The 24,575-nt window shown below is 72.7% G+C and carries 26 protein-coding genes; 8 read left to right on the top strand and 18 right to left on the bottom strand.

Annotated features, from left to right (window positions below; all coding sequences use genetic code 11):
• Positions 1 to 4: 4 nt before the first annotated feature.
• The 4 genes from CRP30_RS18955 to CRP30_RS18975 all read right to left on the bottom strand — a co-directional run bounded on the left by CRP30_RS18955 (position 5) and on the right by CRP30_RS18975 (position 5,731).
• On the bottom strand, positions 5 to 2,062 hold the full coding sequence (locus tag CRP30_RS18955; protein WP_143278500.1) for an acyltransferase family protein: 2,058 nt from the start codon (positions 2,060 to 2,062) through the stop codon (positions 5 to 7).
• 611 nt (positions 2,063 to 2,673) lie between these two features.
• Positions 2,674 to 4,014 (bottom strand): type I glutamate--ammonia ligase, encoded by a 1,341-nt coding sequence (glnA, locus tag CRP30_RS18965; protein ID WP_097185680.1) that lies wholly within the window; start codon positions 4,012 to 4,014, stop codon positions 2,674 to 2,676.
• Between the two features lie 89 nt (positions 4,015 to 4,103).
• Positions 4,104 to 4,502, bottom strand: a complete 399-nt coding sequence (locus CRP30_RS22580; RefSeq protein WP_159961801.1) for a DUF4345 family protein — start codon at positions 4,500 to 4,502, stop codon at positions 4,104 to 4,106.
• A 2-nt stretch (positions 4,503 to 4,504) separates the two neighbouring features.
• Positions 4,505 to 5,731 carry a L,D-transpeptidase gene (locus tag CRP30_RS18975; protein WP_097185567.1) on the bottom strand — a complete coding sequence of 409 codons (1,227 nt, stop codon included), beginning with the start codon at positions 5,729 to 5,731 and terminating at the stop codon, positions 4,505 to 4,507.
• A gap of 131 nt (positions 5,732 to 5,862) precedes the next feature.
• Between CRP30_RS18975 and CRP30_RS18980 the strand changes: the two genes are divergently transcribed.
• The 5 genes from CRP30_RS18980 (at position 5,863) to CRP30_RS19000 (ending at position 10,528) form a co-directional block, all read left to right on the top strand.
• Positions 5,863 to 7,713 carry an NAD+ synthase gene (locus CRP30_RS18980; protein ID WP_200814856.1) on the top strand — a complete coding sequence of 617 codons (1,851 nt, stop codon included), beginning with the start codon at positions 5,863 to 5,865 and terminating at the stop codon, positions 7,711 to 7,713.
• 31 nt (positions 7,714 to 7,744) lie between these two features.
• Positions 7,745 to 8,575, top strand: coding sequence for a 3-methyl-2-oxobutanoate hydroxymethyltransferase (gene panB / locus CRP30_RS18985; RefSeq protein ID WP_097185568.1), 831 nt, complete (start codon positions 7,745 to 7,747; stop codon positions 8,573 to 8,575).
• A 134-nt stretch (positions 8,576 to 8,709) separates the two neighbouring features.
• A complete protein-coding gene (locus CRP30_RS22850) occupies positions 8,710 to 9,393 on the top strand; it encodes a glycosyltransferase family protein (protein ID WP_097185569.1) in 684 nt (227 codons plus the stop codon).
• Complete coding sequence (locus tag CRP30_RS22855) at positions 9,393 to 9,824, top strand: glycosyltransferase (protein WP_097185570.1); 432 nt, start codon at positions 9,393 to 9,395, stop codon at positions 9,822 to 9,824. The genes CRP30_RS22850 and CRP30_RS22855 overlap by 1 nt, the downstream gene beginning before the upstream one ends.
• A 146-nt stretch (positions 9,825 to 9,970) precedes the next feature.
• On the top strand, positions 9,971 to 10,528 hold the full coding sequence (locus CRP30_RS19000; protein WP_097185571.1) for a dihydrofolate reductase family protein: 558 nt from the start codon (positions 9,971 to 9,973) through the stop codon (positions 10,526 to 10,528).
• A 33-nt stretch (positions 10,529 to 10,561) separates the two neighbouring features.
• On the opposite strand, the gene npdG is transcribed toward CRP30_RS19000, so the two are convergent.
• From npdG to CRP30_RS19015, 3 genes are all read right to left on the bottom strand, one after another.
• On the bottom strand, positions 10,562 to 11,239 hold the full coding sequence (npdG, locus tag CRP30_RS19005) for an NADPH-dependent F420 reductase (RefSeq protein ID WP_235003545.1): 678 nt from the start codon (positions 11,237 to 11,239) through the stop codon (positions 10,562 to 10,564).
• 121 nt (positions 11,240 to 11,360) lie between these two features.
• The gene (locus tag CRP30_RS19010; protein ID WP_235003546.1) at positions 11,361 to 11,591 is read right to left on the bottom strand and encodes a hypothetical protein; all 231 of its coding nucleotides are present in this window, start codon (positions 11,589 to 11,591) and stop codon (positions 11,361 to 11,363) included.
• A gap of 17 nt (positions 11,592 to 11,608) precedes the next feature.
• Complete coding sequence (locus CRP30_RS19015) at positions 11,609 to 12,082, bottom strand: cupin domain-containing protein (protein WP_097185684.1); 474 nt, start codon at positions 12,080 to 12,082, stop codon at positions 11,609 to 11,611.
• 115 nt (positions 12,083 to 12,197) lie between these two features.
• Between CRP30_RS19015 and CRP30_RS19020 the strand changes: the two genes are divergently transcribed.
• Together CRP30_RS19020 and CRP30_RS19025 are read left to right on the top strand one after the other, a co-directional pair.
• Entirely contained in the window at positions 12,198 to 13,343 is a 1,146-nt protein-coding gene (locus CRP30_RS19020) for a GGDEF domain-containing protein (protein ID WP_097185573.1), read from the top strand.
• A 71-nt stretch (positions 13,344 to 13,414) separates the two neighbouring features.
• The gene (locus CRP30_RS19025) at positions 13,415 to 14,728 is read left to right on the top strand and encodes a M24 family metallopeptidase (protein WP_097185574.1); all 1,314 of its coding nucleotides are present in this window, start codon (positions 13,415 to 13,417) and stop codon (positions 14,726 to 14,728) included.
• Between the two features lie 10 nt (positions 14,729 to 14,738).
• Here CRP30_RS19025 and CRP30_RS19030 read toward each other — a convergent pair whose 3' ends face one another.
• The 6 genes from CRP30_RS19030 to CRP30_RS19055 form a co-directional block, all read right to left on the bottom strand.
• Complete coding sequence (locus CRP30_RS19030; RefSeq protein ID WP_097185575.1) at positions 14,739 to 16,121, bottom strand: M1 family metallopeptidase; 1,383 nt, start codon at positions 16,119 to 16,121, stop codon at positions 14,739 to 14,741.
• Positions 16,122 to 16,200: 79 nt separating this feature from the next.
• Positions 16,201 to 16,632: a ChaB family protein gene (locus tag CRP30_RS19035; protein ID WP_097185576.1), complete on the bottom strand. Its 432-nt coding sequence runs from the start codon at positions 16,630 to 16,632 to the stop codon at positions 16,201 to 16,203.
• Positions 16,633 to 16,746: 114 nt separating this feature from the next.
• Positions 16,747 to 17,133: an acyl-CoA thioesterase gene (locus CRP30_RS19040; RefSeq protein ID WP_097185577.1), complete on the bottom strand. Its 387-nt coding sequence runs from the start codon at positions 17,131 to 17,133 to the stop codon at positions 16,747 to 16,749.
• 1 nt (position 17,134) lies between these two features.
• Positions 17,135 to 17,377 carry a hypothetical protein gene (locus CRP30_RS19045; protein ID WP_235003547.1) on the bottom strand — a complete coding sequence of 81 codons (243 nt, stop codon included), beginning with the start codon at positions 17,375 to 17,377 and terminating at the stop codon, positions 17,135 to 17,137.
• Between the two features lie 10 nt (positions 17,378 to 17,387).
• The gene (locus tag CRP30_RS19050; RefSeq protein ID WP_097185579.1) at positions 17,388 to 17,645 is read right to left on the bottom strand and encodes a DUF2795 domain-containing protein; all 258 of its coding nucleotides are present in this window, start codon (positions 17,643 to 17,645) and stop codon (positions 17,388 to 17,390) included.
• Between the two features lie 30 nt (positions 17,646 to 17,675).
• A complete protein-coding gene (locus CRP30_RS19055; protein WP_097185580.1) occupies positions 17,676 to 18,806 on the bottom strand; it encodes a baeRF2 domain-containing protein in 1,131 nt (376 codons plus the stop codon).
• 155 nt (positions 18,807 to 18,961) lie between these two features.
• Here CRP30_RS19055 and CRP30_RS19060 point away from each other — a divergent pair, with 155 nt between their 5' ends.
• The gene (locus tag CRP30_RS19060) at positions 18,962 to 19,288 is read left to right on the top strand and encodes a DUF8129 domain-containing protein (RefSeq protein WP_097185581.1); all 327 of its coding nucleotides are present in this window, start codon (positions 18,962 to 18,964) and stop codon (positions 19,286 to 19,288) included.
• A gap of 89 nt (positions 19,289 to 19,377) precedes the next feature.
• Here the strand turns inward: CRP30_RS19060 and CRP30_RS19065 are convergent, their stop codons facing one another.
• Genes CRP30_RS19065 through cpaB form a run of 5 tightly spaced genes read right to left on the bottom strand, consistent with a single transcriptional unit; the run spans position 19,378 to position 24,572 of the window.
• Entirely contained in the window at positions 19,378 to 20,265 is an 888-nt protein-coding gene (locus CRP30_RS19065; RefSeq protein ID WP_200814857.1) for a type II secretion system F family protein, read from the bottom strand.
• The gene (locus CRP30_RS19070) at positions 20,265 to 21,203 is read right to left on the bottom strand and encodes a type II secretion system F family protein (RefSeq protein ID WP_097185582.1); all 939 of its coding nucleotides are present in this window, start codon (positions 21,201 to 21,203) and stop codon (positions 20,265 to 20,267) included. The genes CRP30_RS19065 and CRP30_RS19070 overlap by 1 nt, the downstream gene beginning before the upstream one ends.
• On the bottom strand, positions 21,203 to 22,675 hold the full coding sequence (locus CRP30_RS19075; RefSeq protein WP_097185583.1) for a TadA family conjugal transfer-associated ATPase: 1,473 nt from the start codon (positions 22,673 to 22,675) through the stop codon (positions 21,203 to 21,205). Before CRP30_RS19075 ends, CRP30_RS19070 begins: the two co-directional genes overlap by 1 nt.
• On the bottom strand, positions 22,672 to 23,865 hold the full coding sequence (locus CRP30_RS19080; protein ID WP_097185584.1) for a CpaE/TadZ family protein: 1,194 nt from the start codon (positions 23,863 to 23,865) through the stop codon (positions 22,672 to 22,674). Before CRP30_RS19080 ends, CRP30_RS19075 begins: the two co-directional genes overlap by 4 nt.
• Entirely contained in the window at positions 23,862 to 24,572 is a 711-nt protein-coding gene (gene cpaB, locus CRP30_RS19085; RefSeq protein WP_143278501.1) for a Flp pilus assembly protein CpaB, read from the bottom strand. The genes CRP30_RS19080 and cpaB overlap by 4 nt, the downstream gene beginning before the upstream one ends.
• Positions 24,573 to 24,575: the final 3 nt, after the last annotated feature.

Raw genomic sequence — 24,575 nt, forward strand, 5'->3', positions numbered from 1 at the left:
AGGCTCACCAACCGGTCAGGGCGAGGAGGTCGGGCTCCAGCACCGGACCGACCGTGCGCATGTACATGTTCGTGACGTGCGAGTCGTCGCGGTACACCCGCACGTTGCCGACGACGGACGGGCACTCGGTGCTCGTGCAGAAGTACGGCCGGGTGTCCAGCAGCTGCACGCCCGCCGGCAGGTCCGCCTCGAGCAGGGCGTCGTCGTAGATGTCGGCGGGCGACACCGTGCACTCCGGTGCCAGGTCCCCGAGCTCGGCCATGCAGTCCGGGACGTCCCGCTCGTGACGTGGGTTGTCCCGGAGACCGATGACCGGGATGTCGAGGTCGGAGAGCTGCTGCCACGCCTCGACGAACCCCTTCGGCAGCACCTCCCGCTCCCCCTCGGCGATGCGCGTGCCGAGCGCGAGGACGACGCCCGGGTTGACCGAGGCGATCCGCTCGACGATCCGCGACCGCCACTGCTCGCACTGCTCCAGCAGGGACCGGTCGGCCCGGAACTCTGACTCCGTCGACAGGTTGCACCCCGGGTTGATGAGGGCCACGAGCTGCCAGCCGCGGGAGTCGACCAGCTGCGCCACCGGGTGCAGCCAGTGCGCGACGTGCGAGTCGCCCACGAGCACGATGCGGCGCTCGGCATCGGCGGGCCCGCGCACGCAGCTGAAGGGCTCCAGCGGGGTCCCGCCGTCCTCGTCACCCTCCAGGACGCAGCGGCTGTCGGAGAGGCGGGCCCAGTCGTCGCGGATGACCGACAGGGGCGGGATGGCCTCGACGTCGCCCGCCTCCGCCATCAGCGCGGGTCGGAGCAGCGCCCGCGCGCCGGGGTAGTCCGGGTCGTCGGCAGCGGGCACGAAGCCGGCCAGCTCCCGGTCCAGCTGGGCAGTGGTGGTGGCCCCGGCGACGACGAGGGGCGCGGCGCAGGCGATGACCAGGGCCACGGCCCAGGCCGGACGACGGGAGCGCAGCAGGTCCAGCGCCGGCCGCTCGGCCAGCCGGTAGGTGACCGCCGCGAGCACGACGGCGGCCGCGATGACCGCCGTCCCGTCGACCAGGCTCGGCCGGCCCCCTCCGGTGCGGACCAGGTAGAGCACCAGGATCGGCCAGTGCCACAGGTAGATGCCGTACGACCGCCGGCCGACCCACTGCAGGGGCCGCAGCGACAGCAGTCGGTGCGCACCGTTCCGGCCGCCGGCATCCGCGGCGAACAGGATGAGGAGCGCGCAGAGGACCGGCCAGGCGGCCTGCCAGCCCGGGAACGTCCGTGCGCCGTCGAGCACCGCCCCGCACACGACGAGGCCCACGACCCCCACCCAGCCCAGCACCGCCGCGAGCGTCCTGCCGGGACGCCGGTCCACCAGCAGCAGGCCGGCGAGCGCGCCCGCTCCGAGCTCCCACAGGCGGGGCAGCGACGCGAAGTAGGCGGCCTGCTGGTCGGCGCGCACGGCGACGAGGGCCCAGACGAAGGACGCGGCGGTGCCGGCCGCCACCAGCGCGATCGCCACGCGGCGGCCGTGCCGGAGCCGGCCGGTGGCCCGGAGCAGCAGCCCCACCGCGGCCACGACGAACGGGGCGGCCAGCAGCACCTGCACCTGGATCGACAGCGACCAGAACTGCTGCATGGGGCTCGTGGCCGCGTTCAGGGCGGCGTAGCTGACCGACTCGTCCACGAGCCGCAGGTTCTCGGTGAAGGTGACCGACGAGACGAGGTGGTCGACGACCTCGCGCCACCGGGTCCGGGGAGCCACCCACATCGCCGCGAGCACGGTGGCGGCCAGGACGACGAACGCCGCGGGCGCCAGGCGGGACAGCGAGCGGGCGATCGGTCGCACCGGGTTGAAGCCGTCGGTCCGGGCGAACCTCTCCCCCAGGGTGACCACGAGGAAGAAGCCCGTGAGCGTGAGGAAGACGTCCACGCCGCCGGAGACCCGGCCGCTGAAGACGTGGTAGACGACGACGAGCGCGACGGCCAGGGCACGCAGACCCTCGATCTCCGGCCGGCGTGCCCGTGACCCGGGCGGCGACGCCTGCGGCTGGGCAGCGACCGGCTCGGCCACGACCGTCATCGGGTGCTCCCGCACCCCGGCCGGCACCGCAGCACGTCGTCCACCCCCGCCTCGTCCACCCCCGCGCCGATCACCGGCGACGAAGACTACTGAGCGTCGGTGCCTGGTGAACGCGCCGCGCCGGGCACGTCACCCACCCGGATGGCCGCTGCTCCCTCGCCAGGGGCGGGACAGGACCCCGACACGAGCGGACGACTGTGCCCGAACCGTGGTCTAACTCGATGCATCACGCCGGTTGGCGCACAGTCGCAGTAGCGGTCAGTCGTCGACGTCCTCGACGAGGAAGTGGGCCACCGCCCGGCCCCCGTCGGTGACGACGACCTCGTCACCCGGACGGATCTCCTGGTGGGCGCCCAGGCCAGGCACCAACCACCGTCCCGTCGCGGGAGACGACGTCACGTCGGAGTCGAAGCCACGCACGAGGAAGGTGTCTGTCCGGGCGTCCTCGGCATGCCGGCGCACGAAGGCAGGCGCCGCGAAGGACTCCCGGTCCGGCCCCGGGCGCGGTGGCCCCGTCGTCCGCCCGCCTTCGTCACTCGGCAGCCACCGCACAGTGCCCCGGTACGGCCAGGTGTACGGCTCCTCGGCGGGATCCCGGCGCCGCCCGAGCCTCACAGGCCGGGTAGATAGCGGCGCAGCTCGAAGGGCGTGACGTTCTGCCGGTAGGAGTTGAACTCCTCCCACTTGTTGCGCAGGAAGTGCTCGAAGACGTGCTCGCCCAGCGTCTCGGCGACCAGCTCGCTGCCCTGCATCGCGGACAGCGCCTCACCGAGGGAGACCGGGAGGTCCTCGTAGCCGGCCGCCCGGCGCTCGGTGTCGGTGAGCGACCAGACGTCGTCCTCGGCCTCGGGCGGCAGCTCGTAGCCCTTCTCGATCCCCCGGAGCCCGGCGGCGAGCAGCACGGCGAAGGTCAGGTACGGGTTGCAGGCCGAGTCGGGCGAGCGGATCTCCACGCGGGACGACTGCGCCTTGCTCGGCTTGTACGAGGGCAGCCGCACCAGCGCGGACCGGTTCGCCCGCCCCCAGGTGGCGGCGGTCGGCGCCTCGGTGCCCGCCAGCAGCCGGCGGTAGGAGTTCACCGTCTGGTTGGTGACGGCGGTGTACTCGCGGGCGTGGGTGAGCAGCCCGGCGATGAACTGCTTGCCGGTCGTGGACAGCCGCATCGGGTCCGCGGCGTCGTGGAAGGCGTTGCGGTCGCCCTCGAAGAGCGACACGTGCGTGTGCATCGCCGACCCGGCCAGCTCGGTGAAGGGCTTGGGCATGAACGTCGCGTGCACGCCCTGCGCGAGCGCGACCTCCCGCACCACGTGCCGCAGCGTCATGATGTTGTCCGCCATCGACAGGGCGTCGGCGTAGCGGAGGTCGATCTCCTGCTGGCCCGGGGCGACCTCGTGGTGGCTGAACTCCACCGAGATGCCCATGGCCTCGAGCGCGAAGACCGCCTCGCGGCGGAAGTCGTGGGCCACGTTGTGCGTGGACAGGTCGAAGTAGCCGCCGTTGTCCGCGGGCTCCGGCGGCGTGCCGTCGGACGGCAGGTTCTTCAGCAGGAAGAACTCCACCTCGGGATGGGTGTAGAAGGTGAAGCCCATGTCGGCGGCCTTGGCCAGCGTGCGGCGCAGCACGTGCCGCGGGTCGGCCCAGGCAGGGGTCCCGTCGGGCAGCGTGATGTCGCAGAACATGCGGGCGGTGTCGCTGGGGCTGCCCTTGGTCGCCGGCATCACCTGGAAGGTGCCCGGATCGGGCTTGGCGAGCATGTCGGACTCGTAGACGCGGGCGAAGCCCTCGATCGCCGAGCCGTCGAAGCCGATGCCCTCGGCGAACGCCGCCTCGATCTCGGCCGGTGCCACCGCCACGGCCTTGAGGTAGCCCGAGACGTCGGTGAACCACAACCGGACGAACCGGATGTCGCGCTCTTCCAGGGTGCGCAGGACGAACTCCTGCTGTCGGTCCATGCTCGCCATGATCGCGTCCGCTCGTTTCCGGGATGTGACAGCGTCTTCCGTTGCTCCCAGCCTGCCTCGTCAGGGGTTGCTGTGGGAGCTCAACGTCCCGGACGTCGCCGCGTGTTGCCCGCGTCGTCGTCCGCACGATGGGCGGCGGCAGCGAGGGCCGCCTCCAGCGCCACGAAGGCGCCGGTCGGCCAGAGCGGCAGCCGGCGCTCGACGGCGGCCCCGCAGAGCCGGGCCAGCGCCATCCCCGCGCTGGCGTCCCGGACGGCCGCCAGCACTCCGCGCCGCTCCCCCGGGGTGGCCCGGAGGATCGACACCGCGAACGCGAGCGGAATGCCGGCGTAGACCGCACGGACCTCGGTCCGGGCCTCCGGAGTGCCCGCGCTGCCGCCGAAGACCGCGGGCACGGCCGCCGGCAGCACTGCCGCGCCGGCGCCGATGGCGGCGTAGCCCGCGACGACGAAGCGTTCCAGGACGCGTCGCTCCCCCACGATCAGGCCACCGGCGGGGCCAGCGCGGAGCCGGCCTGCCACTCCGGCCAGCTCTGGTTCCAGGCGCCGAAGCCGTCCCCGACGTCCAGCCTCGGGCCGGCGTTCACCACCTCGACGACGTCGCCCCGCCCGAAGTTCGCGTAGAACCAGCCGGCGTCGGCGACCGACACGTTGAGGCAGCCGTGGGAGACGTTGCGCCGGCCCTGGTCGCGCACCGACCAGGGGGCGCCGTGCACGAAGATCCCGGAGTTCGACAGCCGCGAGGCGTACTCCACCGGCGTCTCGTAGCCACCGGGGGCGTCGAGGGGGACGCCGTAGCTGGCCGAGCGCATCGTGTAGTTCCGCGACTGCTGCATGACGACGTAGGTGCCGGTCGGGGTCGGGCTGGACGACTTGCCCAGCGACGTCGGCATCGTGCGGACCAGCTGGTCGTCGACGTAGAGGCGCAGCACCAGCTCCGTGGCGTCCACCACCGCCACCTTCTTGGCGCCGATGTCGAACTCCACGTGTGGACTGGCCTGGCCGCGGATGCCTCCGCCGACGTCCACCCCGTACACGTCCGCGTCGACGACGACGTGCGTGCCCGCCGGCCAGTACTGCTCGGGCCGGTACTGGACGGTGCGGTCGGACAGCCAGGACCACGCCCCGGCGACCGCCGGGGTCGTCGTCACCCGCAACCGTCGCTCCACCGCGGCGCGGTCGGTGACGTCCTCGTCGAAGGTGATCGACACGGGCTGGCCGACGCCGACAGTGCCGCTGTCCTCGGTCGGGAACACCGTGGGCATGGTGAGCGTGCGCGGGGAGACGGTGGAGATCGAGCCCGTAGCGGCGGTCGACGTGCCGCCGGCGTCCACCGCGGTGGCCGCCACCGTGTACGTGGTGCCGTAGTCCAGGTCCGCGGTGGCGACCCAGCGCGCGCCCGAAGGGTCGAGCGAGCCGGGCAGCACCGCCCCGTCCGGATCGGTGACCGTCACGTCGGTGAGCGTGCCGTGCCCTGCGGCGACGTGCAGCGGCGTCACCGGTGCGACGTCGACCGAGCCGAGCGGCGGATCGGTGCTGATCACCGCCGGCTCCACGACGTCCGGCTCCGAGGGAGCGGCCGACGTGGTCGCCGGAGCCGCCTGCTCGGTCGGGTCTGCGCCGCCGCAGCCGGACAGCGCCAGGACCGCGAGCACGGTGAGTACCGAGGGCAGGACGAAGGAGGACCGGGAGAGCCGGGCACCGGGCATGAGGGACCTCAGGTCTAGAGGGAACGACACGTTCAGTATCGGCCGGGGCGCCCCCGAGTGTGACAGGCCGCACTCCGCCGGCGCCCGGCCCACCTGGCCGGGGGCATGCGACGACGGCGAGACTGTGCGGTGTGAACGATCAGCAGCCGCGGCAGTTGCGGGTCGGCCTGGCCCAGGTCGACACCCGCGTCGGCGACCTCGCGGGCAACGCCGAGCTGGTGACCACCTGGACGGCGAAGGCCGCAGGTGACGGCGTCCACCTCGTCGTCTTCCCCGAGATGACGCTGACCGGCTACCCGCCCGAGGACCTGGTGCTGCGGGAGTCCTTCGCCCGCGCCAGCGAGCGGGCCCTGACCGACCTCGCCCGCACTCTGGCGGAGCAGGGGCACGGCGACGTCGCCGTGGTCGTCGGCTACCTGGCCCACAGCTCCGACGGGGCGCCCGCGCCTGCCGGCGACGGCACCCCGGTCGAGCAGGAGGACGACGCCGAGCTGCCCGGGGACGCCAACCCGAGGACCGGCGATCCCCGCAACGCGGCGGCACTGCTGCACGGCGGGGAGGTGGTGGCCCGCTACTACAAGCGCCACCTGCCCAACTACGGCGTCTTCGACGAGGCGCGCTACTTCGTGCCCGGGACCGAGCTGCCGGTCGTGCGGCTGCACGGGGTGGACGTCGCACTGACCATCTGCGAGGACCTCTGGGTCGAGGGCGGTCCGTGCGGCGTCGCCGGGCAGGCCGGCGTCGACCTCGTCGTCTCCCCCAACGCCTCCCCGTACGAGCGGGCGAAGGACGACCTGCGGCTGCCGATGGTGCGCCGGCGGGCCGCCGAGGCCCGCGCCACCGTCGTCTACTGCAACCAGATCGGCGGTCAGGACGAGCTGGTCTTCGACGGCGACTCGATGGCGGTCGCGCCCGACGGCACCCTGCTGGCCCGCGCACCGCAGTTCGTCGAGCACCTGCTCACCGTCGACCTGGCGATCGACCCTGCCTCGGCGCCCGAGCGGCGCGACGGGCGCCTCGGCCCCATGACCGTCACCCGGCACGTCGTCTCCGACGAGCCGGTCGCCGCCTTCGAGGCGCGACCGGGCCAGGTCGTGTCGCCCCTGAGCGACTGCGAGGAGGTCTGGCGGGCGCTGGTCGTCGGCCTGCGCGACTTCATCGACAAGAACGGCATGCCCTCGGTGATCCTGGGGATGTCCGGGGGCATCGACTCGGCGCTGGTCGCCGCGCTCGCCGTCGACGCGCTGGGCGCCGACCGGGTGCACGGCGTCGGGCTGCCGTCGAAGTGGTCGAGCGACCACTCCCTGACCGACGCCCAGGACTCGGCGCAGCGGCTGGGCATGCACTACTCCGTCGTGCCGATCGCGCCGATGGTCGACGCCTACGAGGCGTCCGTGGAGCTCTCCGGCGTCGCGGCCGAGAACCTGCAGGCCCGGGTGCGCGGCACCCTGCTCATGGGGCTGTCCAACCAGCACGGCCACCTGCTGCTGGCCACCAGCAACAAGAGCGAGGTGGCCGTGGGCTACTCGACGCTCTACGGCGACGCGGCGGGCGGTTTCGCCCCCATCAAGGACGTGCCGAAGACCCTGGTGTGGGACCTCGCCCGCTGGCGGAACGCCCACGCCCGCGACGTCGGCGAGACGGAGCCGATCCCGGAGAACTGCATCGACAAGCCGCCGTCGGCGGAGCTCGCCCCGGGCCAGAAGGACAGCGACTCGCTGCCCTCCTACGAGGAACTCGACGCCGTCATCGCCGACTACGTCGACCGCGACCTCGGTATGGCGCAGCTGCTCGAACGGGGGCACGACGCGGAGGTCGTGGCCCGGGTCCTCCGCCTGGTGGACACCGCCGAGTTCAAGCGCCGGCAATCGGCACCCGGCACCAAGATCAGCCTGAAGGCGTTCGGCCGGGACCGCCGGCTGCCGATCACCAACCGCTGGCGGGAGACCCTGCCCAGCGTCCGCGAAGGAGCGGCATCGTGAACGAGCTCGCGAGTTCAGCAAGGGACAGAGCATGACCGAATCGGTCGTCTACGGCGGGCAGTCCTCCGCCCGCGTGCGGATCCACCACCTGCAGCAGGCCAAGGAACGCGGCGAGAAGTGGGCGATGCTCACCGCCTACGACACCTACAGCGCCGCCATCTTCGAGGAGGCCGGCATCCCGGTCCTGCTCGTCGGCGACTCCTCGGGAAACGTCGTCCTCGGGTACTCGAGCACCGTGCCGGTGACCGTCGACGACCTCCTGCTGATGACCAAGGCCGTGACCCGCTCGACGAACCGGGCGCTGATCGTGTCCGACCTGCCGTTCGGGTCCTACGAGTCGGGTCCGCAGCAGGCGTTCGACACCGCCGTCCGGTTCATGAAGGAGGGCGGTGCGCAGGCGGTCAAGCTCGAGGGCGGCGAGCGGGTCGCCCCGCAGATCCGGCTGCTGCACGACTCCGGCATCCCGGTGATGGCGCACATCGGCTTCACGCCGCAGAGCGAGCACTCGCTGGGTGGCTTCCGGGTGCAGGGCCGGGGCACGGGAGCCGAGCAGCTGCTGGCCGACGCGCACGCCGTCCAGGAGGCGGGGGCGTTCGCCGTCGTCCTCGAGATGGTGCCGGCGACGATCGCCGGGCAGGTGACCAAGGAGCTGTCCATCCCCACGATCGGCATCGGCGCCGGCGTCGACTGCGACGCACAGGTCCTGGTGTGGCCGGACATGGCGGGGCTCAACGGCGGCCGGGTGCCGAAGTTCGTGAAGAAGTACGCCGACCTGCGCGGCGAGCTGCTGCGGGCCACCCGCGAGTTCGCCGACGAGGTGCACGGCGGCGTCTTCCCGGCGCCCGAGCACTCGTTCGACTGATCGCGCTCCGCTCCTCGGGCGTCCGTCCCACGCCGAGGCGTCGGCAGCACGAAGCCACCGGAGCGGGGGCCGAGTTCCCGACGGGGGTGACGGGACCCCTTGCCGAACGGGGGTCCGGGAACGACCCTCGCCGCATGAGGGTGCTGTTCGTGGCGTCCCCGTTGATCGGGCACGTCCTGCCGCTCGTGCCGCTGGCGACGGCGTTCCGGGACGCCGGCCACGACGTCGTGCTGGCGACCGGTGGAGAAGGGGTCGGGGCGGCCGGCCCCTCGGGGCTCCCCGTCCGCGACGTCGCCCCGGGGTTCCGCACCGGGCCGCTGTTCGCGCGCATCATGCTGACCCATCCGCGGATCGCCCGGAGGGAGATGGCGGGGCGAGGTGGGACCGAGGGCGTCGGGCTGCTGTTCGCGGCGGTCGCCGAGCGGATGGCCGAGGACCTCGTCCACCTCGTCGACGAGTGGCGGCCCGAGATCGTGGTGCACGAGCCGCTCGCGGCCGCCGCCTCGGTGGCCGCGGCCCGTCGTGGCCTGCCGGTGGTGCTCGTGGATCTCTCCCTCTACGACCCCGAGGAGCTCCTCGCGGCCACCGCCACCCGGCTGGCGACCGTGTCACGGCGCTACGGGGTCGACGCGTTCCCCGTTCCGGCGGAGGTGCTCCGCACGGCTCCGCGCAGCGTCATCGGCCACCGACGCGGACGGCCCATGCGCTACGTCCCGGCGACCGCCGGCGGTGACCTGCCCGACGAACTCGGCCGGTCGGCCGGCCGGCCGTCCTGGTCACCCGGACGACCGTTCCCGGGCCGGGGCGGGACCTGCTGATGAGCCGGGCGGTCGACGCCGCGGCGGGCGCCGACGTCGACCTGCTCCTCGTCCGGCCCGACCGCCGGGTCGCCCGGCGCAACCTGCCGGCCAACGTGCGGACCGTCGGCTGGCTGCCGTTCGCCACCGTGCTGCCACACCTGTCCGGCATCGTGCACCACGGCGGCGCCGGGACGCTCATGACCGCCTTCTGCGCCGGGATCCCGCAACTGGCCGTCCCGGGAGCGGGCGACCGCCGGACCCATGCCGAGCTCCTCGCCGCGCGCGGCGCGGGTCTGGCGGTGGAGGTCGCCGACCTCGGCGCCGGTGACCTCCAGCGGCTCGTCACCGACCCCGCACTGGCCGTCGCCGCCCGCGAGGTGGCCGAGGAGATCGCGGCCATGCCCGAACCGGCGGAACTCGTGGAGCCACTCGCCGCGCTCGCGCGGTGACGCCACCGTCGAGGCGAGCAGCACGCCGGCGGTCCGGCACCGGCAACGGCTCCGGTCAGCCGCCGACGGATGAGTTGCGGGTCTCCAGGGCGTCAGAACCTCCAGAACGCCCGAGAGCGTGATGCGCTCGAACCCGGAGGAGATCCATGGCCAGGCTCATCTACTCGATGGTCAGCTCGCTCGACGGCTACGCCGAGGCGGCGGAGGGCGACCTCGGGACGGGCGCCGACGATCCGGAGGTGCACACCTTCATCAACGACCTCTTCCGCCCTGTCGGCACGTACCTCTACGGCCGGCGGATGTACGAGACGATGGTCTACTGGGAGACGGCGCACACCGAGCCCGACCAGCCGCCGCACATCCTCCAGTACGCGCGCGACTGGCAGGCGGCCGAGAAGATCGTCTACTCCACGACACTGGAGTCGGTGTCCAGCGAGCGGACCCGCATCGAGCGAAACTTCGATCCCGAGGCCGTGCGCCGGCTCAAGGCCGAGACCGAGCACGACCTGACGGTCGACGGGCCGACCCTCGCGGCCCAGGCGATCGCGGCCGGCCTGGTGGACGAGTACCACCTCTTCATCACCACCAGCGTCGTCGGCGGCGGCACGCGGTTCTTCCCGGACGGCGTCCGGCTCGACCTCGACCTCGTCGAGGAGCGGTCGTTCGACAGCGGGCTGATCTACGCGCGCTACCGCACCCGCTGAGCCTCGCCCGGTCCGCGGACGGGCGTCGCCGGATCAGACGTCGGTGATCCGCACGCCGGCGTGCACCTTGTACCGGCGGTTGACCGAGACCAGGTTGACGGTGAGCGCCTCGACCTGGCGCGCGTTGCGCAGCCGCCCCGCGTAGATGCCGCGCATGCCCGGCAGCCGGCTGGCCAGCGCCTGCACCGTGTCCATCGACGCCCGGTCGTCCCCCACCACCATGACGTCGCCGTCGAGCGTGGGCCGCGAGAGGTCCTCGAGCAGGACGGCGGACAGATGGTGGAAGGCGCCGACCACGTGGCTGTCGGGGAGGAGCGCGGCGGCCTGCTGGGCGACGCTGCCCTCCTCGACGTCGAGGACGTAGGCGCCGAGCTCGTCGAAGCCCATCGGCACCACGCAGTCGACGACGATCTTCCCCGCCAGCGGCGTGGCCAGCTCGGCCAGCGTGGCGGCGTGCCCGGCGAACGGGACGGCGACGATCACCAGGTCGGCGGCACCGGCGACGTCGACGTTCGACCCGCCCTGGACCGATCCCCCGGTACCGCCGGCTGCGGTGGCGGCACGCTCGGCGACCTCGGCGGCGACCTCCGACGCGCGCTCGGCGTCGCGGCTGCCCAGCAGGATGCGCTGCCCGGCGGCGGCGAGCCGGACCGCGAGCCCGCGACCCTGCGGCCCCGTGCCCCCCAGCACCCCGACGACCAGTTCTTCCACCGTGCGACCGTCAGACACCAGAGACCCCCCATCGGCCCGGACCGCCCGGCGCCACCCCCGCGATCATCCCCCGGGCGGACGACGCGACTCTCACCCGGGCGGGCTCAGCGGGTGAACGGCGTCAGTCGCCTTCCCACTTCCGGTCGGCCTCGTCGAGTTGCTCGTTGCGCTCGGCGACCGACTGCAGCGCGTGCTCCGCCTGCTCGCGGGTCTCGTACGGGCCCAGTCGATGGCGTTCGGCGCACCCGTCGCGCGTCTCGACGGTGTGGTGCTTGAGGCAGAAGAACCAGGGCCCCTGCGGCATGTGCGCCTCCTCGGTGGCGATCGTCTCCGTCGCTGCCCAGCCTTCCACCGGCCGGACGGAGCTGCTCAGCCGTCCACCATCACCTGGTCGTGCCGGGCGTAGAAGGCGGTCATCTCCTCGGGCGTGAGCGTCCGGCCGCTGCGGCGCAGCTCGGCCATCTCGAGGAAGAACTTCTCGCGGGCGATGCCGGGTGCGAAGAGGATGAGGAACGAGGCCCACTCGTCGCCGTCGTTGCGGAACCCGTGCGCGCCGCCTTCGTGGACGAGCGCGTAGTCCCCGGGCCCGAAGGGGTCCCACGATCCCGCGTGGTAGACGGTGAGCTCGCCGGACAGGACGTAGAAGGACTCCGAGAACGTCGAGTGGACGTGCGGTGCGGCCCCGGGGCTGTGCGGCGCGACGTGGTACTCCACCAGCCCGTAGCGCCCCGCGGTGACCGAGCCGGGCGCGACCATGCGGAGCCTGCTCGTCGGGCCGTTGGACACCAGCGGGTGATCGGCGAGCGGGCGGACGTCGACGAGCGCGGGATCGACATGCGACATGCGGCCCACCATGACAGCCCTGAGCGGGGCCGGGCCACCCCTCGTGCGCCTGTGACCTGGAAGAACTATGCACCTAGACAGTTACAGAACTCCTCCGGTACGGCATCCTCCACTCATGATCGGCCGGGCGGACACCGAACTCGACCGCACCGTGACCGCGCCGGGTGCCTCTCCGACCGGCCGCGGACCGGAGCACCGGGTCGCCGCGTTCACGATCGCCACGATGCTCGTCCTGGGCGCGCTGATGGGCGGGATCAACCTCTTCGTCGACGGCGTGCTCCACGAGGGCGCCGGTCGGTGGGTCTACGCCGCCACCATGGGGCTCCTGATCGCGATGGCCGTGCCGCTGGTGGTCAGGCAGCGGGCCGGGCGCTGGCACATGTTCGCGCTGGTGCTGCTGGGCGATCTCATCTACGTGGTCGTCGTGCTGTGCGTCCAGGACCCGGTCCGGTACGCGACCCCGCTCATGCTGCTGTTCCCGGCGTTCGCGGCGGCCTGGTTCCTCGGCCGCTGGGAGCTCGGGGTGAACATGGTGGCGACCACCCTCGCGTGCCTGGTCGGCTTGTGGCCGAGCTACGACAACCCCGTCGGCCTCGCCGTCCAGGTGGGAGTGAGCGCCGGGATGCTGAACGCCGCCGCCCTCAGCGTCTTCGTCCTGCGCCGCCGGGTGCAGCGGCTGCTGGTGGCCACCGAGAACCTCAGCCGACTCGACCCGCTCACCGGCCTGTTCAACCGCCGGTTCCTCGAGGAGCAGGCGCCGCGACTGTGGCGGCAGGCCCGACGGGACGGCGTCCGCGTCACCGTGATGGTGCTCGACCTCGACCACTTCAAGCGGCTCAACGACGCGCACGGGCACGCGGCCGGGGACGCCGTCCTCCGCGCGGTCGCCCGGGCGCTGAGTGCTGCCGTCCGGCCCAGCGACATCCTCGCCCGCACCGGGGGTGAGGAGCTCGTCGTCGTGGGACTGGTGGGCGACGGGGACGAGGCCGCCCACCTCGCGGAACGGCTCCGGTTCGCGGTCGCGAGCAGCCGGTCCGCCGAGGGTCATGCGGTGACCGCGTCCATCGGTGTCGCGCTGAGCCGGCCGGCGGACGGCGAGGATCCGGCGCAGGAGCTGTGGCGGCTCGTGGACCGCGCCGACGCGGCGATGTACGAGGCCAAGCAGCAGGGCCGCAACCAGGTCGTGGCCCGCTGCCGCCCCAGCGCGCGCCCTTCGGTCCCCGAGCAGCTACCCGTGCCGGCCGTCAGCGACGTCGCCTAGCAGGAGACCTGCCGGACCGGGTCTCCGAGCGACGAGGGGCAGGCGAGCCGGTTCTCTGCTTCGCTGTCGGCATGACGCTGGTGGCGCCGGACCCCACGCGCACGGTCCCGCTGCCGCTGCGCGAGCAGGCCGACGTCCGTGACCGCTGGCTCACCCAGCGCCTGCTCGACGTCCTGCCCGGGCTGATGGACCGGGCCGGCATCGACCTGTGGCTGATCATCGGCCGGGAGGGCAACGAGGACCCGGTGCTGGCCACCCTCCTGCCCGCGACCTGGCTGTCCGCCCGTCGTCGCACGATGCTCGTGCTGCACCGCAGCGACGACGGCGTGACCGCCGTCGCGGTGTCCCGCTACCCCGTCGGGCAGTTCCTGCCGGCCTGGTCTCCGGAGGACGCCCACTGCGACCTGTCGACCGAGGAGTCGCAGTGGGCGGAGGTCCGCCGGATCGTGGAGCAGGCCGACCCCCGGCGCATTGGCATCGACGTCTCCGGGACCTTCGCGCTGGCCGACGGGCTCTCCCACACCGAGCACGGCCGGCTGGTCGAGGCGCTGGGTCCCTACGCCGACCGAATGGTCCCGGCCGAGGAGCTGGCCGTCGGCTGGCTGGAGACCCGGCTGCCGGAGGAGATCCGGGCGCTGCACGCGCTCAACCGCCTCGTGCACCAGGTCGTCGCCGAGGCGTACTCCCCCGCAGCCCTGACGCCCGGCACGACGACTGCGCTGGATCTCGCCTGGTGGCTCCGTCAGCGCTTCCACGACCTCGGGGTGGAGCCGTGGTTCCACCCCGTCGTCTCGCTGCAGCGGGCAGGGGTGCCGCTGGTGGAGGAACGCGGCGCGCTGCTCCCCGCCATGCTCTACGGCTCCGTCATCGAGCCCGGTGACCTGGTCCACTGCGACGTCGGGATCACCAGCCTCGGGCTGCGGACCGACACCCAGCGCAACGGCTACGTGCTGGCGCCCGGGGAGACCGAGGCGCCTGCGGGGCTGCGTGCGGCTATGCGCGCCGGGAACCGGATGCAGGACCTCACCGTCGCGGCGCTGACCGTCGGCCGGACGGGCAACGAGGTGCTGGCGACCGCCCGGGCGGCGGCGGCCGCCGAGGGCATCGACGCCGACGTCTACTCCCACCCGGTGGGCTTCCACGGTCACGGCGCCGGTCCCGCGATCGGGCTGTGGGACGAGCAGCACGGCGTCCCAGGGGCCGGCGACTACCCCGTGCACACCGACACCGTGTACGCCCTCGAGCTCGCGGTGCGCCGGCCGGTGCCCGAGTGGGGCGGTCAGTGCGTCCGGATGGCGCTGGAGCAGGGCATCGCCCGCACCGGTGACGCCGTCGAGTACCTCGATGGGCGGCAGACCCAGCTGATCCTGATCCCGGGGGGCTGACCGCCGGTTGTCAGGAGCTGGGCTTCCCCGTCTCGTAGAGCCAGGCCTGGAAGAATTCGTCGAGATCCTTTCCGCTGACCTCCTCGGCGAGCGCCACGAGATCGTCGGTGGTCACGTTGCCCCCGGCGTGGTCGGTGGCCCAGCTGCGCAGCAGGGCGAAGAAGTCGTCGTCGCCGATCGACTCCCGCAAGGCGTGCAGCGTCGCCGCCCCCCGGTCGTACACGGCGTCGGAGAAGAGTTCCCCAGCGCCCGGGTCGCCGGGCGGGATCTGCCAGAGGCCGCTGTCGTCGGGCTCCTCGAGGAGCGCGTCGAACCGCTCGTCCGGGGTCTGGCCGCCTCGCGACTCGGTCCACAGCCACTCGGAGTAGGTGGCGAAGCCCTCGTTGAGCCAGATGTCGGCCCACGTCTCCAGGGTCACGCTGTTGCCGAACCACTGGTGAGCGAGCTCGTGGGCCACCGTCGACTCCTCCGCGACCCCCGAGTAGATCGGCCGGGTCTGCGTCTCGAGGGCGTAACCCGCGTCGTCGTCGTCGTCGACGATCGCGCCGAACGACGTGAACGGGTAGCGGCCGAAGAGCTTCTCGAAGAAGGCGATCATGTCCGGCTGGAGGGCGAGGGACTCCCGCGTGGTCGCCAGCGCGTCGGCCGGCAGGTCCTCGTCGACGAAGTTGAGGATCGGCAGCCCGCGCGGGCCCTCGTCGGTCGTCGCGTCGTAGTTCCCGATGGCCGCGGTCGCCAGATAGCTGGCCATGGGGTCGGTGGCCTGCCACCGGAACGTCGTGCGGTCGCCCTCGGTGCGCGGTTCCCCGACGGGCTCGCCGTTGGCGACGCCCGTGGCGCCCTCTGGGACCGTGAGGGCGATGTCGTAGGTCGCCTTGTCCGACGGCCGGTCGTTCACCGGGAACCAGGTGGACGCACCCTCCGGCTCGTTGGCGACGAAGGCCCCGTCGCCGGTGCTGACGAAGCCGTACAGCCCCCCGGTGGCGTCCTCAGGCTGACCCGGCTCGCCGCCGTACCCGACCGTGAGCTCGTGCGTCGTCCCCTCCGCCAGCGGCGGATCGGTGGTGACCAGCAGCTCGCCGCCCCGCCCCGAGTCGTCGGGGGGCAGCTGCTCGAAGTCGGCCTGCTCGCCGTCGATTGACACCGATTCGACCGAGAGCCGACGGAGGTCGAGGCTGAGACCGTCCAGGTCCGCCACCGCGGTCAGCGTGATGTCCGCCGTCCCGTCGAGCCGGCCGGTGTCCGGGTCGTAGGTGATCGCGAGGTCGTAGTGCTCGACGTCGTACCCGCTGTTACCGGCCTGCTCGAAGTACGGATCGCCACCGCGGGTGTGCGCCTCGGAGGCGGCGCACCCCCCGGCCAACGGTGCGATCGCCAGAACGATCACGGCCATCGCCACACGTCGTCTCATATGACGCCAGGCTACGTTGGCCGGAAGAGGCTCCGGCGCAGGGCACCGGAGCCTCGCCGCGCTACTTCTTCTTGCGGGCGTCCGCGGTCTTCTTGGTGTTCGCCTTCTGGATCGCGTCGACGAGCTGCTTTTTCTTCATCGCCGAGCGGCCGGAGATGTCGAGCTTCTTCGCCAGCTTGAGCAGGTGTTCCTTGGTGGCGTTGGCGTCGACCCCGCCCTTCGTCTCCCGGTCGGTGTTCTTCCCGCCGGCGGCCTGGGCGTCGGACGGCCCCTTCCGGCCACCGGCCTTCTTCTCCCAGTGGTCGCCCACCTTCTCGAAGCTGTGCTTGACCGCGGCCCAGGCCACCTGGTTCGCGCGCTTCTCGTCGCCGTACTCGTCGGCCGCGCTGTCGTGCGCCTTCGCGAACGTGCGCTGGGCCTTCTTGGGTGAGCGCTTCAACGTGCTGGGCAGCTCCGACAGCTTGGCGCTGCCGCTCTTCGTCGTCTTCGGCATGACCTCTCCTTCGTCGTTGGGCAGGCCTACCCCGGCGGTCGCCGATGATCACATCGGAGCACCCGAACGGGTCCGGCCCGTCGTCCGGGGCACCGGGGCAGACGGCCGGGGCCGCTATCCCTCGTCCAGGTACCCCGACCAGTGCGCCCGCTCGTCCTCGGTGAGCGGGCGGCTGGCGTCGGTGGCGAAGTCGAACATCACCAGGACGACGTCGGCGCGGATGGCCACCCGGCCGTCCTGCACCAGCTCCTGCCGCACGATGACCGACTTCGTCCCCAGGCGGGTCACCCAGCTGGTCACCACCGGCCGCTCACCGAGGCGGTAGTAGAGCTGCCGCAGGTAGTCGACCTCCAGCCGGGCGAGGATCGCCCCTCCTCCCCCGGACACGTCGACCATCGCCAGGCGTGCGTCCTCGATGAGGCTGAGCGCGCGGGCGTGGTTGACGTGCCCGAGGGAGTCGGGGTCGGACCACCGGAGCTGGACGGCGTGCTCGTGCCGCACGTCAGGGCTGGTCGGCGGTCTCCGCCGACTGGCGGTGCGCGCCCTGTGCGTCGTCCGGGTCGGCGTGAATGGTGCGCTCCTCGGACTCGGCCAGGATGACCGCGGCCTGCACCTTCGGGTCGAGCTCCCCCTTCGCCGGGTCGGGGTGACCCTCGACCGACTGCTCCTCGGGGAGCAGCCGGGCGCGGGTCTGCACGTTGTGCTCGCTGACGTTCTCCCAGGCCTCGGGAGTCGGGTCCTTCATCGACGGCATGTCAGAACCGCTGCTGCTCGGTGCCCAGTCCCAGGGCCTGCGCCACGTCCTGGACGTTCTCGAACTGCCGTCCTTCAGGAAGCCGGCGGAGCTGGGCGAGCACGGCGTCGGAGGGGGTGCCCTCCTGGGCCTTGGCGACGAGCGTGTCGCGGTCGGCGGGCCACACCTCCTTGCCGAGAGCCTCGGCGATGGCCGCGCGGCGCTCGATGTCGCCCTGGTCGGTGCCGGGCGAGGTGGCGGGCTGGTGCGGGTCGGTCACGGGAAACGATCTCCTTCGGTCGGTACGGGGTCAGGAAGCCGACGCCGTGGAGGCGTCGGCGTACCGGAGGACGGCGGCCACGGTGGCCTCCTCCGGCATGGCGGAGAGGGGAACGACGACGACGCCGGCCGCGCTGGCCACGGCGGCGGCGAGAAGGGCACGGTCGGCGGGCACGATCTCACCATGGACGCCGAGGGCGTCCATGTCGTGCTGGTCCACGCCCAGCTCAGCAGGACCGCTGCCGACGAGCAGTGTGTCCTCCCCGGGGTCGTCCGCGAGCACGAGGGTCTCCACCTGGCCCTTCCGCAGCGCCTCGACGACCGGTTCGGTGCCGGTCACCGACAGGCCGTGGGCGCCCGCTGCCTCGAGCTGCTCGAGGACCGCCGAGATCTCGCGCCCCTCGTGCTCGGCGACCAGCTCCTCCGTGCGGCGGTCGACCGGCGCCCGGTCGGCCCCGGCGGCCCGGCCACCCTCGTCCATCGAGACGATCAGGTGCGACCACAGGTCGCTGGCCCGGTCGGTGAGGATCTGCCGGGCCCGGATGTCGCCGGCCACGAGGACGAACCGGGGCGAGAGGCGTCGCGCCATCGAGGAGATCTGCGTCGCGACCTCCTCGGCGTTGTGGATCCACTTGTTCTCGGCGTTGTGCTGGTAGCGGTGGTGCGCCCAGCCGCCGCCCTGGAACTTGCGGATCTGGAAGGTGTCGCCCTCGACGGTCTTCTCCTCGTCGACCTGACCGGGCAACCCCATGTAGGTGATGTCGGCGCCCGTGCGGTCGGTGAGGACGACGATGTGCGGGATGCGGCCGGGCAGCTGGCGGAGCACCGGCAGGAGGTCGGCGTGCGGCCCCCACTCGGCGATCTCGCGTGCCGGCGCACCCCGCAGCGCCTGGTCCAGGACGACCGAACCGTCGGCGGCGACGACGACGGCACGGCCCTCGAGCGTGCCGGCCTCACCGCCGTCGTTGCCCTCCAGCAGACGGCCGCGGACGGCCTCGACGACCGTGTCGGGCGCCCCCTGCTCCGCCAGGCGCTCGGCGACGGCGCGCACCCGGAGGTCGAGCTCGGTGTCGGCGTTCTCGGTGGTGTGCCGGACGTCGGCGCAGACGGTGGCGAAGGGGCCGGCGGCAGCGAAGACGGGCTCCAGGAAGGACACGTCCATGGGGGTGGAGCAACTCCTCGGTCGATCGGTCAGGTGCCCTGCGCTGGACACTGTCGCCGCCTACCCACCGACCCGGTCCTCACACGCGGTGTCGGACCGCCGGGAGCGGGTAGGCGGTCGAGGACCGACCCCGAGAACCGTCGAGAGGACGACCCGTGCCCGAGCGCGACCTGCCGCTGAAGGACTACGACCATCTGCCCGTGGGCTCGCTGACGTCCCGGATCCGCACGCTGGGTTCCGACGACCTGAAGGTGCTGCTGGAGTACGAGCGCGCGCACGCCAACCGGATCCAGGTCGTCAGCGCCATGCAGCACCGCCTGTCCGGCCTGGCCGACGGCGCCCAGCCCTCCGGCGGCGACCCGGCCGCGGGTGGGGCTCCCCCGGCCGCCGCAGCTGGGTCCCAGGTGTCCGAGGCGACCTCCGGACCGCCGGTCAACCCGCCGTCCCACGGCGACCCGACGAACCCGGCGCAGCCCCGCTGACCCTCCGCGGGCTGTGAACGCGACCAACCCGTGGCCATCGACTCGATGGCCACGGGTTCGTCGCTGTCGTCCGGTGGACGACGACGTGCTCAGCCGAAGACGCCCATGAGGTTCATGACCGCCGGGCCCAGGATGACGATCAGCAGTGCCGGGAGGATGCAGACCATCAGCGGGAAGACCACCTTGACCGGGATCTCCATCGCCTTGGCCTCGGCCCGCTGCTTGCGCTTGTCCCGCAGGTCCTCCGCCTGCGAGCGCAGGACCTCGGCGATCGCGATCCCGTAGGAGTCGGCCTGGTTGATCGCGCCGACGAAGCGCTGCAGGTCGGTGACGTCCGTACGGCGGACGAGCGCCGCGTATGCCTCGCGGCGCGGCCGGCCGACGGTGACGTCCTGCAGGGTGCGGGTCAGTTCCTCCGCCAACGGGCCCTTGCCGTTGGCCGCCGCCCGGGCGAGGGCAGCCTCGAAGCCCAGCCCCGCCGCAACCGCCACCGTCATCTGGTCCAGCGTGTCGGGCAGCGCGAGCTGGATCGCCTCCTGCCGCTCCTTGCCGCGACCCCACAGCACGAGGTCGGGCGCGAAGTATCCGCCGCCCGAGGCGGCCGCCAGGAGCAGGAACGAGAAGAAGTTCGGTGCTGCGAGCACCACGAGCAGGCCGAGCGCCAGGCCGGTCACGCCCAGCACGATCTTCGCCCACAGCGCCCGCATCATGCTGTTGGTCCCCGAGTAGCCCGAGAGCTGGAGCAGCCGGCGGATGCGCGCCGCTGCCGCATCCGGAGTCAGCACGCGGAGCAGGGATCCCGACCCGGAGCCGCGGGACTCCAGGGTGCCCACCTCGATCACCGGGGTGAAGAGCCCGCGGGTGAGGTTGCGGCGGGCGATGGCGAGCGCCCGGCCCGAGCGGCTCAGGCCCGTCGCCGTCAGGTACGCCAGCGGGGCCATCACCAGGAGGACGGCGAGGTACATCGTCGCGGGCATCAGAACTTCACCTTCACCGTGGATCGCAGCCAGAGACCGCCGACGAGCAGCAGTCCGAGGGCCAGGGCGAGCAGGAGACGGCCGGTACCCGTGCCGGTCAGCGCACCGGTGTATCCGGGCGCCACGAACGACACGAGCAGGAACACGGCGAACGGCATGCTGATCAGCACGATGCCGGAGATCCGGCCCTCGGCGGACAGCGACCGCGCGTGCCGGCGCAGCTGGTTGCGCTCCCGGATGGTGCCGCTGACCCGGTCGAGGATCTCCGCCAGGTTGCCGCCGACCTCGCGGTGGATCCCGATGGCCTGCACGACCCACTCGAAGTCCTGGCTGCCGGTGCGGTCGACGACCTCCTCGAGCGCGACGCCGAGGTCGCGCCCCACCCGGGTCTCGTTGACCACCCGGGCGAACTCCTCGGACGTGGGCGCCTCGGTGTCCTTGGAGACCGCGTCCACGGCGCGCAGGACGCTGTGACCGGCGCGCAGGCTGCTCGCCATCAGCTGCAGGGAGTCGTCGAGCTGGTCGGCGAACGCCGTCTGCCGCCGGGTGCGGAGCCGGTCGATGACGACCTTGGCCACGAGGGGAGCCAGCGCCGCGAGGAGCACCGCCAGCACCGGACCGCCGAGCACGGCTCCGATACCGCCGGCGACCACAGCACCCACGCCGGTCACCACCACGAGGTCGGCCGGCTTCAGCGCGACACCGGCGCGCTCCAGGGCCGCCTCGAGCAGATGACGTCGGCCGGATCGGTCGATCAGCCGCTCGGCCAGCGCGTTCGCGTCCTCGGCCGCCCCGGCCAGCCGGGTAGCGGCAGGTGCGGCATCAGGATCGAGCCGCGACAGCGGCACCCGGCTGCGGTGCAGCCCGACCGCGAGCACGCCGGCGATGGCCAGTGCCCCGGCGACGGCCACGATCCCCACCACGACGAGGGCGGTCATCAGCGCCGCCCGGGAAGGGGACGCTCGGCCGTGGCGCCGAACACGCGCGAGGACAGCGAGATGCCCATGTCGGCGAACCTCTCCGCGAACCTCGGGCGCACCCCGGTGGGGACCGCCTTGCCGAGGATGCGCCCGTTCAGGTCCGTCCCGGCCGAGTAGTCGAAGAGGAAGGCGTCCTGGAGGGTCACGGTCTCCCCCTCCAGGCCCTGCACCTCGGTCACGTGCGTGACCCGGCGGGTGCCGTCGCGCAGCCGGCTGATCTGGACGATGACGTCGACCGCCGAGGCCACCTGCTCGCGGACGGCGCGCAACGGGAGGTCCATGCCCGCCATGAGCACGAGGGTCTCCAGCCGGGCGACGGCGTCGCGGGGCGTGTTGGCGTGCACGGTGGCCAGCGACCCGTCGTGCCCGGTGTTCATCGCCTGGAGCATGTCGAGGCTCTCGCCTCCGCGGACCTCACCGACGACGATGCGGTCCGGCCGCATGCGCAGCGCGTTGCGGACCAGATCGCGGATGGTGACGGCGCCGTTGCCCTCGATGTTGGCCGGGCGGGACTCCAGGCGGACGACGTGCTCCTGCTGCAGCTGCAGCTCGACGGCGTCCTCGATGGTGATGATCCGCTCGTTGGAGGGGATGAACGAGGAGAGCACGTTGAGCAGCGTCGTCTTGCCGGTACCGGTACCACCGGACACGACGATGTTCAGCCGGGCCTCGACGCACGCGCGCAGCAGCTCGGCCATCTCCGGCGAGAGGGTGCCGAAACCGATCAGGTCGGAGACCTGGAACGGCTTCGCGGCGAACTTCCGGATGGTGAGCGAGGAACCGCCGAACGCCAGCGGCGGGATGATCGCGTTGACGCGGGAGCCATCGGCCAGTCGGGCGTCCACCAGCGGCGACGACTCGTCGATCCGCCGTCCCACCCGGGAGACGATCCGCTCGATGACCCGGCGCAGGTGGTCCTCGGAGGAGAAGATCACCGGCGTCCGGGTGATCCGGCCGTTCCGCTCGGCGTAGACCGAGTCGTGGCCGTTCACCATGATCTCGCTGACCGTGGGGTCGTCGAGGAGCGGCTGCAGCGGGCCGTGCCCGAGCACCTCGGCGATCACGGCCTCGGTGAGCCGGCGACGGTCGTCCACCGACAGCGGGGTCTGCTCGTTGGCGATGACCCGCTGGAGCTCCGCGCGCACCAGCGCGTGCAGCTGTGCCTCCGGGAGCTCCGAGTCGGTGAGCTTGCTGCCCAGCCGCTCGAAGAGCGCCTGCGACGCCCGATCGGTCAGGCGGGTGAGCGCCTCCCCCGGACCGGACGCCTCGGCCGTCGCCGGACGTGCCGGGGACCCTTCCTCGGGTGCAGCCGCCACCCGCGCCGCGAGGCTCTTGATCTCGTCGGCCTCGGCGGCGCGAGCCAGCCGGACCGGGTCCGCCCCGAGCGCCTGCTCGCCGCGCGCCTCGGCGATGCGGTCGATGAGGCTCACCGGAGCGAGACCTTCTGCGACAGCCGGCCGAGCAGGCCCACCGGGCGCTCGTCCGTCTCGGGCAGGAAGCGGGCCAGGAGGCCGCGGAGCCCGCGGGTGACCGGGTCGCGGTCACCGCTCTGCAGCAGCGGCACGCCGGTGTTCGTCGACATCGGCACGGCGGAGCTGCGCGGCAGGACGACGTCCAGCGGCTGACCGATCGTGGTCTCGACGTCGGCGAGGGAGATGGTCCCGGCCGGGTCGTGCTCGTTGATCAGCAGGTGCAGGTCGGCCGGCACCAGGTTCAGCTCGCGCAGGACGTCCAGTTCCTTGCGGAGCCCGCGCACGCCCGGCACGTCCATGCTGCTCATCAGCACCAGGTCGGTCGCCCGCTCCAGCGCCACCAGCGTGTGGTCGGAGAGCCCGGGCGCGGTGTCCACGATGACGTGGCGGAACTCCCGGCTCAGCGTGTCCAGCAGGCGACCCACCTGCTCGGCGGTGACGGCGTCCCCCGACGCCGGCGAGTCGCTGCCGGCGACGACGTAGAGACCGCTGGGGTGACGGCTCAGGAACGTCTTGAGCACCAGCGGGTCGGTGCTGGCAGCCCCGTGCACCGTGTCCGGGAGCGTGTACTCCGGGATCAGCGCGAGGGCGCTGGCGACGTCGCCGAACTGCATGTCGAGGTCGACGATCACCGTGGACCCCTGGCCGGCCTGCGCCAGGCCGACGGCCAGGTTGGTGGACACCGTGGTCTTGCCGACCCCGCCCTTGGGCGAGGCGACGACGATCAGCCGGTGGTCCGACCGCGGGCCGCTGACCTGCAGGTGCGCCTGCTGGCGCGCCTCGGCCAGCTCCGCCGCGCGCTTGAGGACGGCGGTCACGTCGGCCACGCCGGCGAGCGGGTTGAGGATGTCCCGGACGCCGGCGCGCATGGCGGTGACCCACAGGTCGGGATCGGCGTCGGCGACGACGACCACGCTGGTGGCGGGCCGGGCGACGTCGACGCCCTCCGTCAGCTCGAGGGCACGGGCCAGGGGCACGTCGGCGCCGAGGACGACGACGAAGGGGAAGCCGGCCTCCTCGATGCGGGCGAGGAGACCGCCGTCGGCGTCGAGCTGCTCGACGCCGAGGTGGACGAGGTCACCACCGGTGGCCTCGGCGAAGCACGCGTCGAGCTCGGCGCTGACGCCGATGAGAAGGACCTGGCTCACTTGGTGTCTCCCGAGGTGGTGGTGATGGTGTCGTCCGCGACCGATCCGGTGAGGGACAGCCACACGGTCTGGGCCTCCATGCCGGCGACGACGTCGGGCACCTCGCCGGGCAGGAGCGCGAGGGTGACTGTCACGGTGGCGCCGAGGGTCTCGCCGAGCGAGCCCGAGCTGTCCGTGCCGAGGCTGGTACGTCCGCCGTCGACGCGGGTGATGGTGACGTCGCGATCCACGATGCGGGTCGTGGCGAGCACGCCCTCGGCGTTCGGGGTGGTGACGTAGACGGCGACGGTGTCGCCCTCACCGAGCGAGCCGCCGACGGCCCGCTGCGCGTCCAGCGTGATGCTGACCTGCTCCTTGCCGTCCTGCTTCGGGGCGGTGTTCTCCGCTCCGGCGACGGCGAAGCGGCCGGTGAGGACCTGCTCCCCCGGGAACAGCGTCGCCTTGGCCACGAGACCGTCGAGCTCCGTCAGATCGGTGACGGCGTCCGGCGCGACCAGGCGGGCCGGGACGTCGACGACCGAGACCATGGCCGACAACTGGCCGGCCGGGGTGCCCTGCGCGATCTCGCGCTGGACGACCAGGGTCGGGACGGCCCGTTCGGCGGCCTGGGCCCGCTCGTCGGCGTCCCCGACGTAGTCCACCAGCAGCAGGGCGCCGGTCAGGGCGAGGACACCGGCCACGAGCATGGCCAGGATTCGACGTCGCATGGG

Source organism: Blastococcus haudaquaticus (assembly GCF_900230285.1).
Classification (GTDB): Bacteria; Actinomycetota; Actinomycetes; order Mycobacteriales; family Geodermatophilaceae; genus Blastococcus_B; species Blastococcus_B haudaquaticus.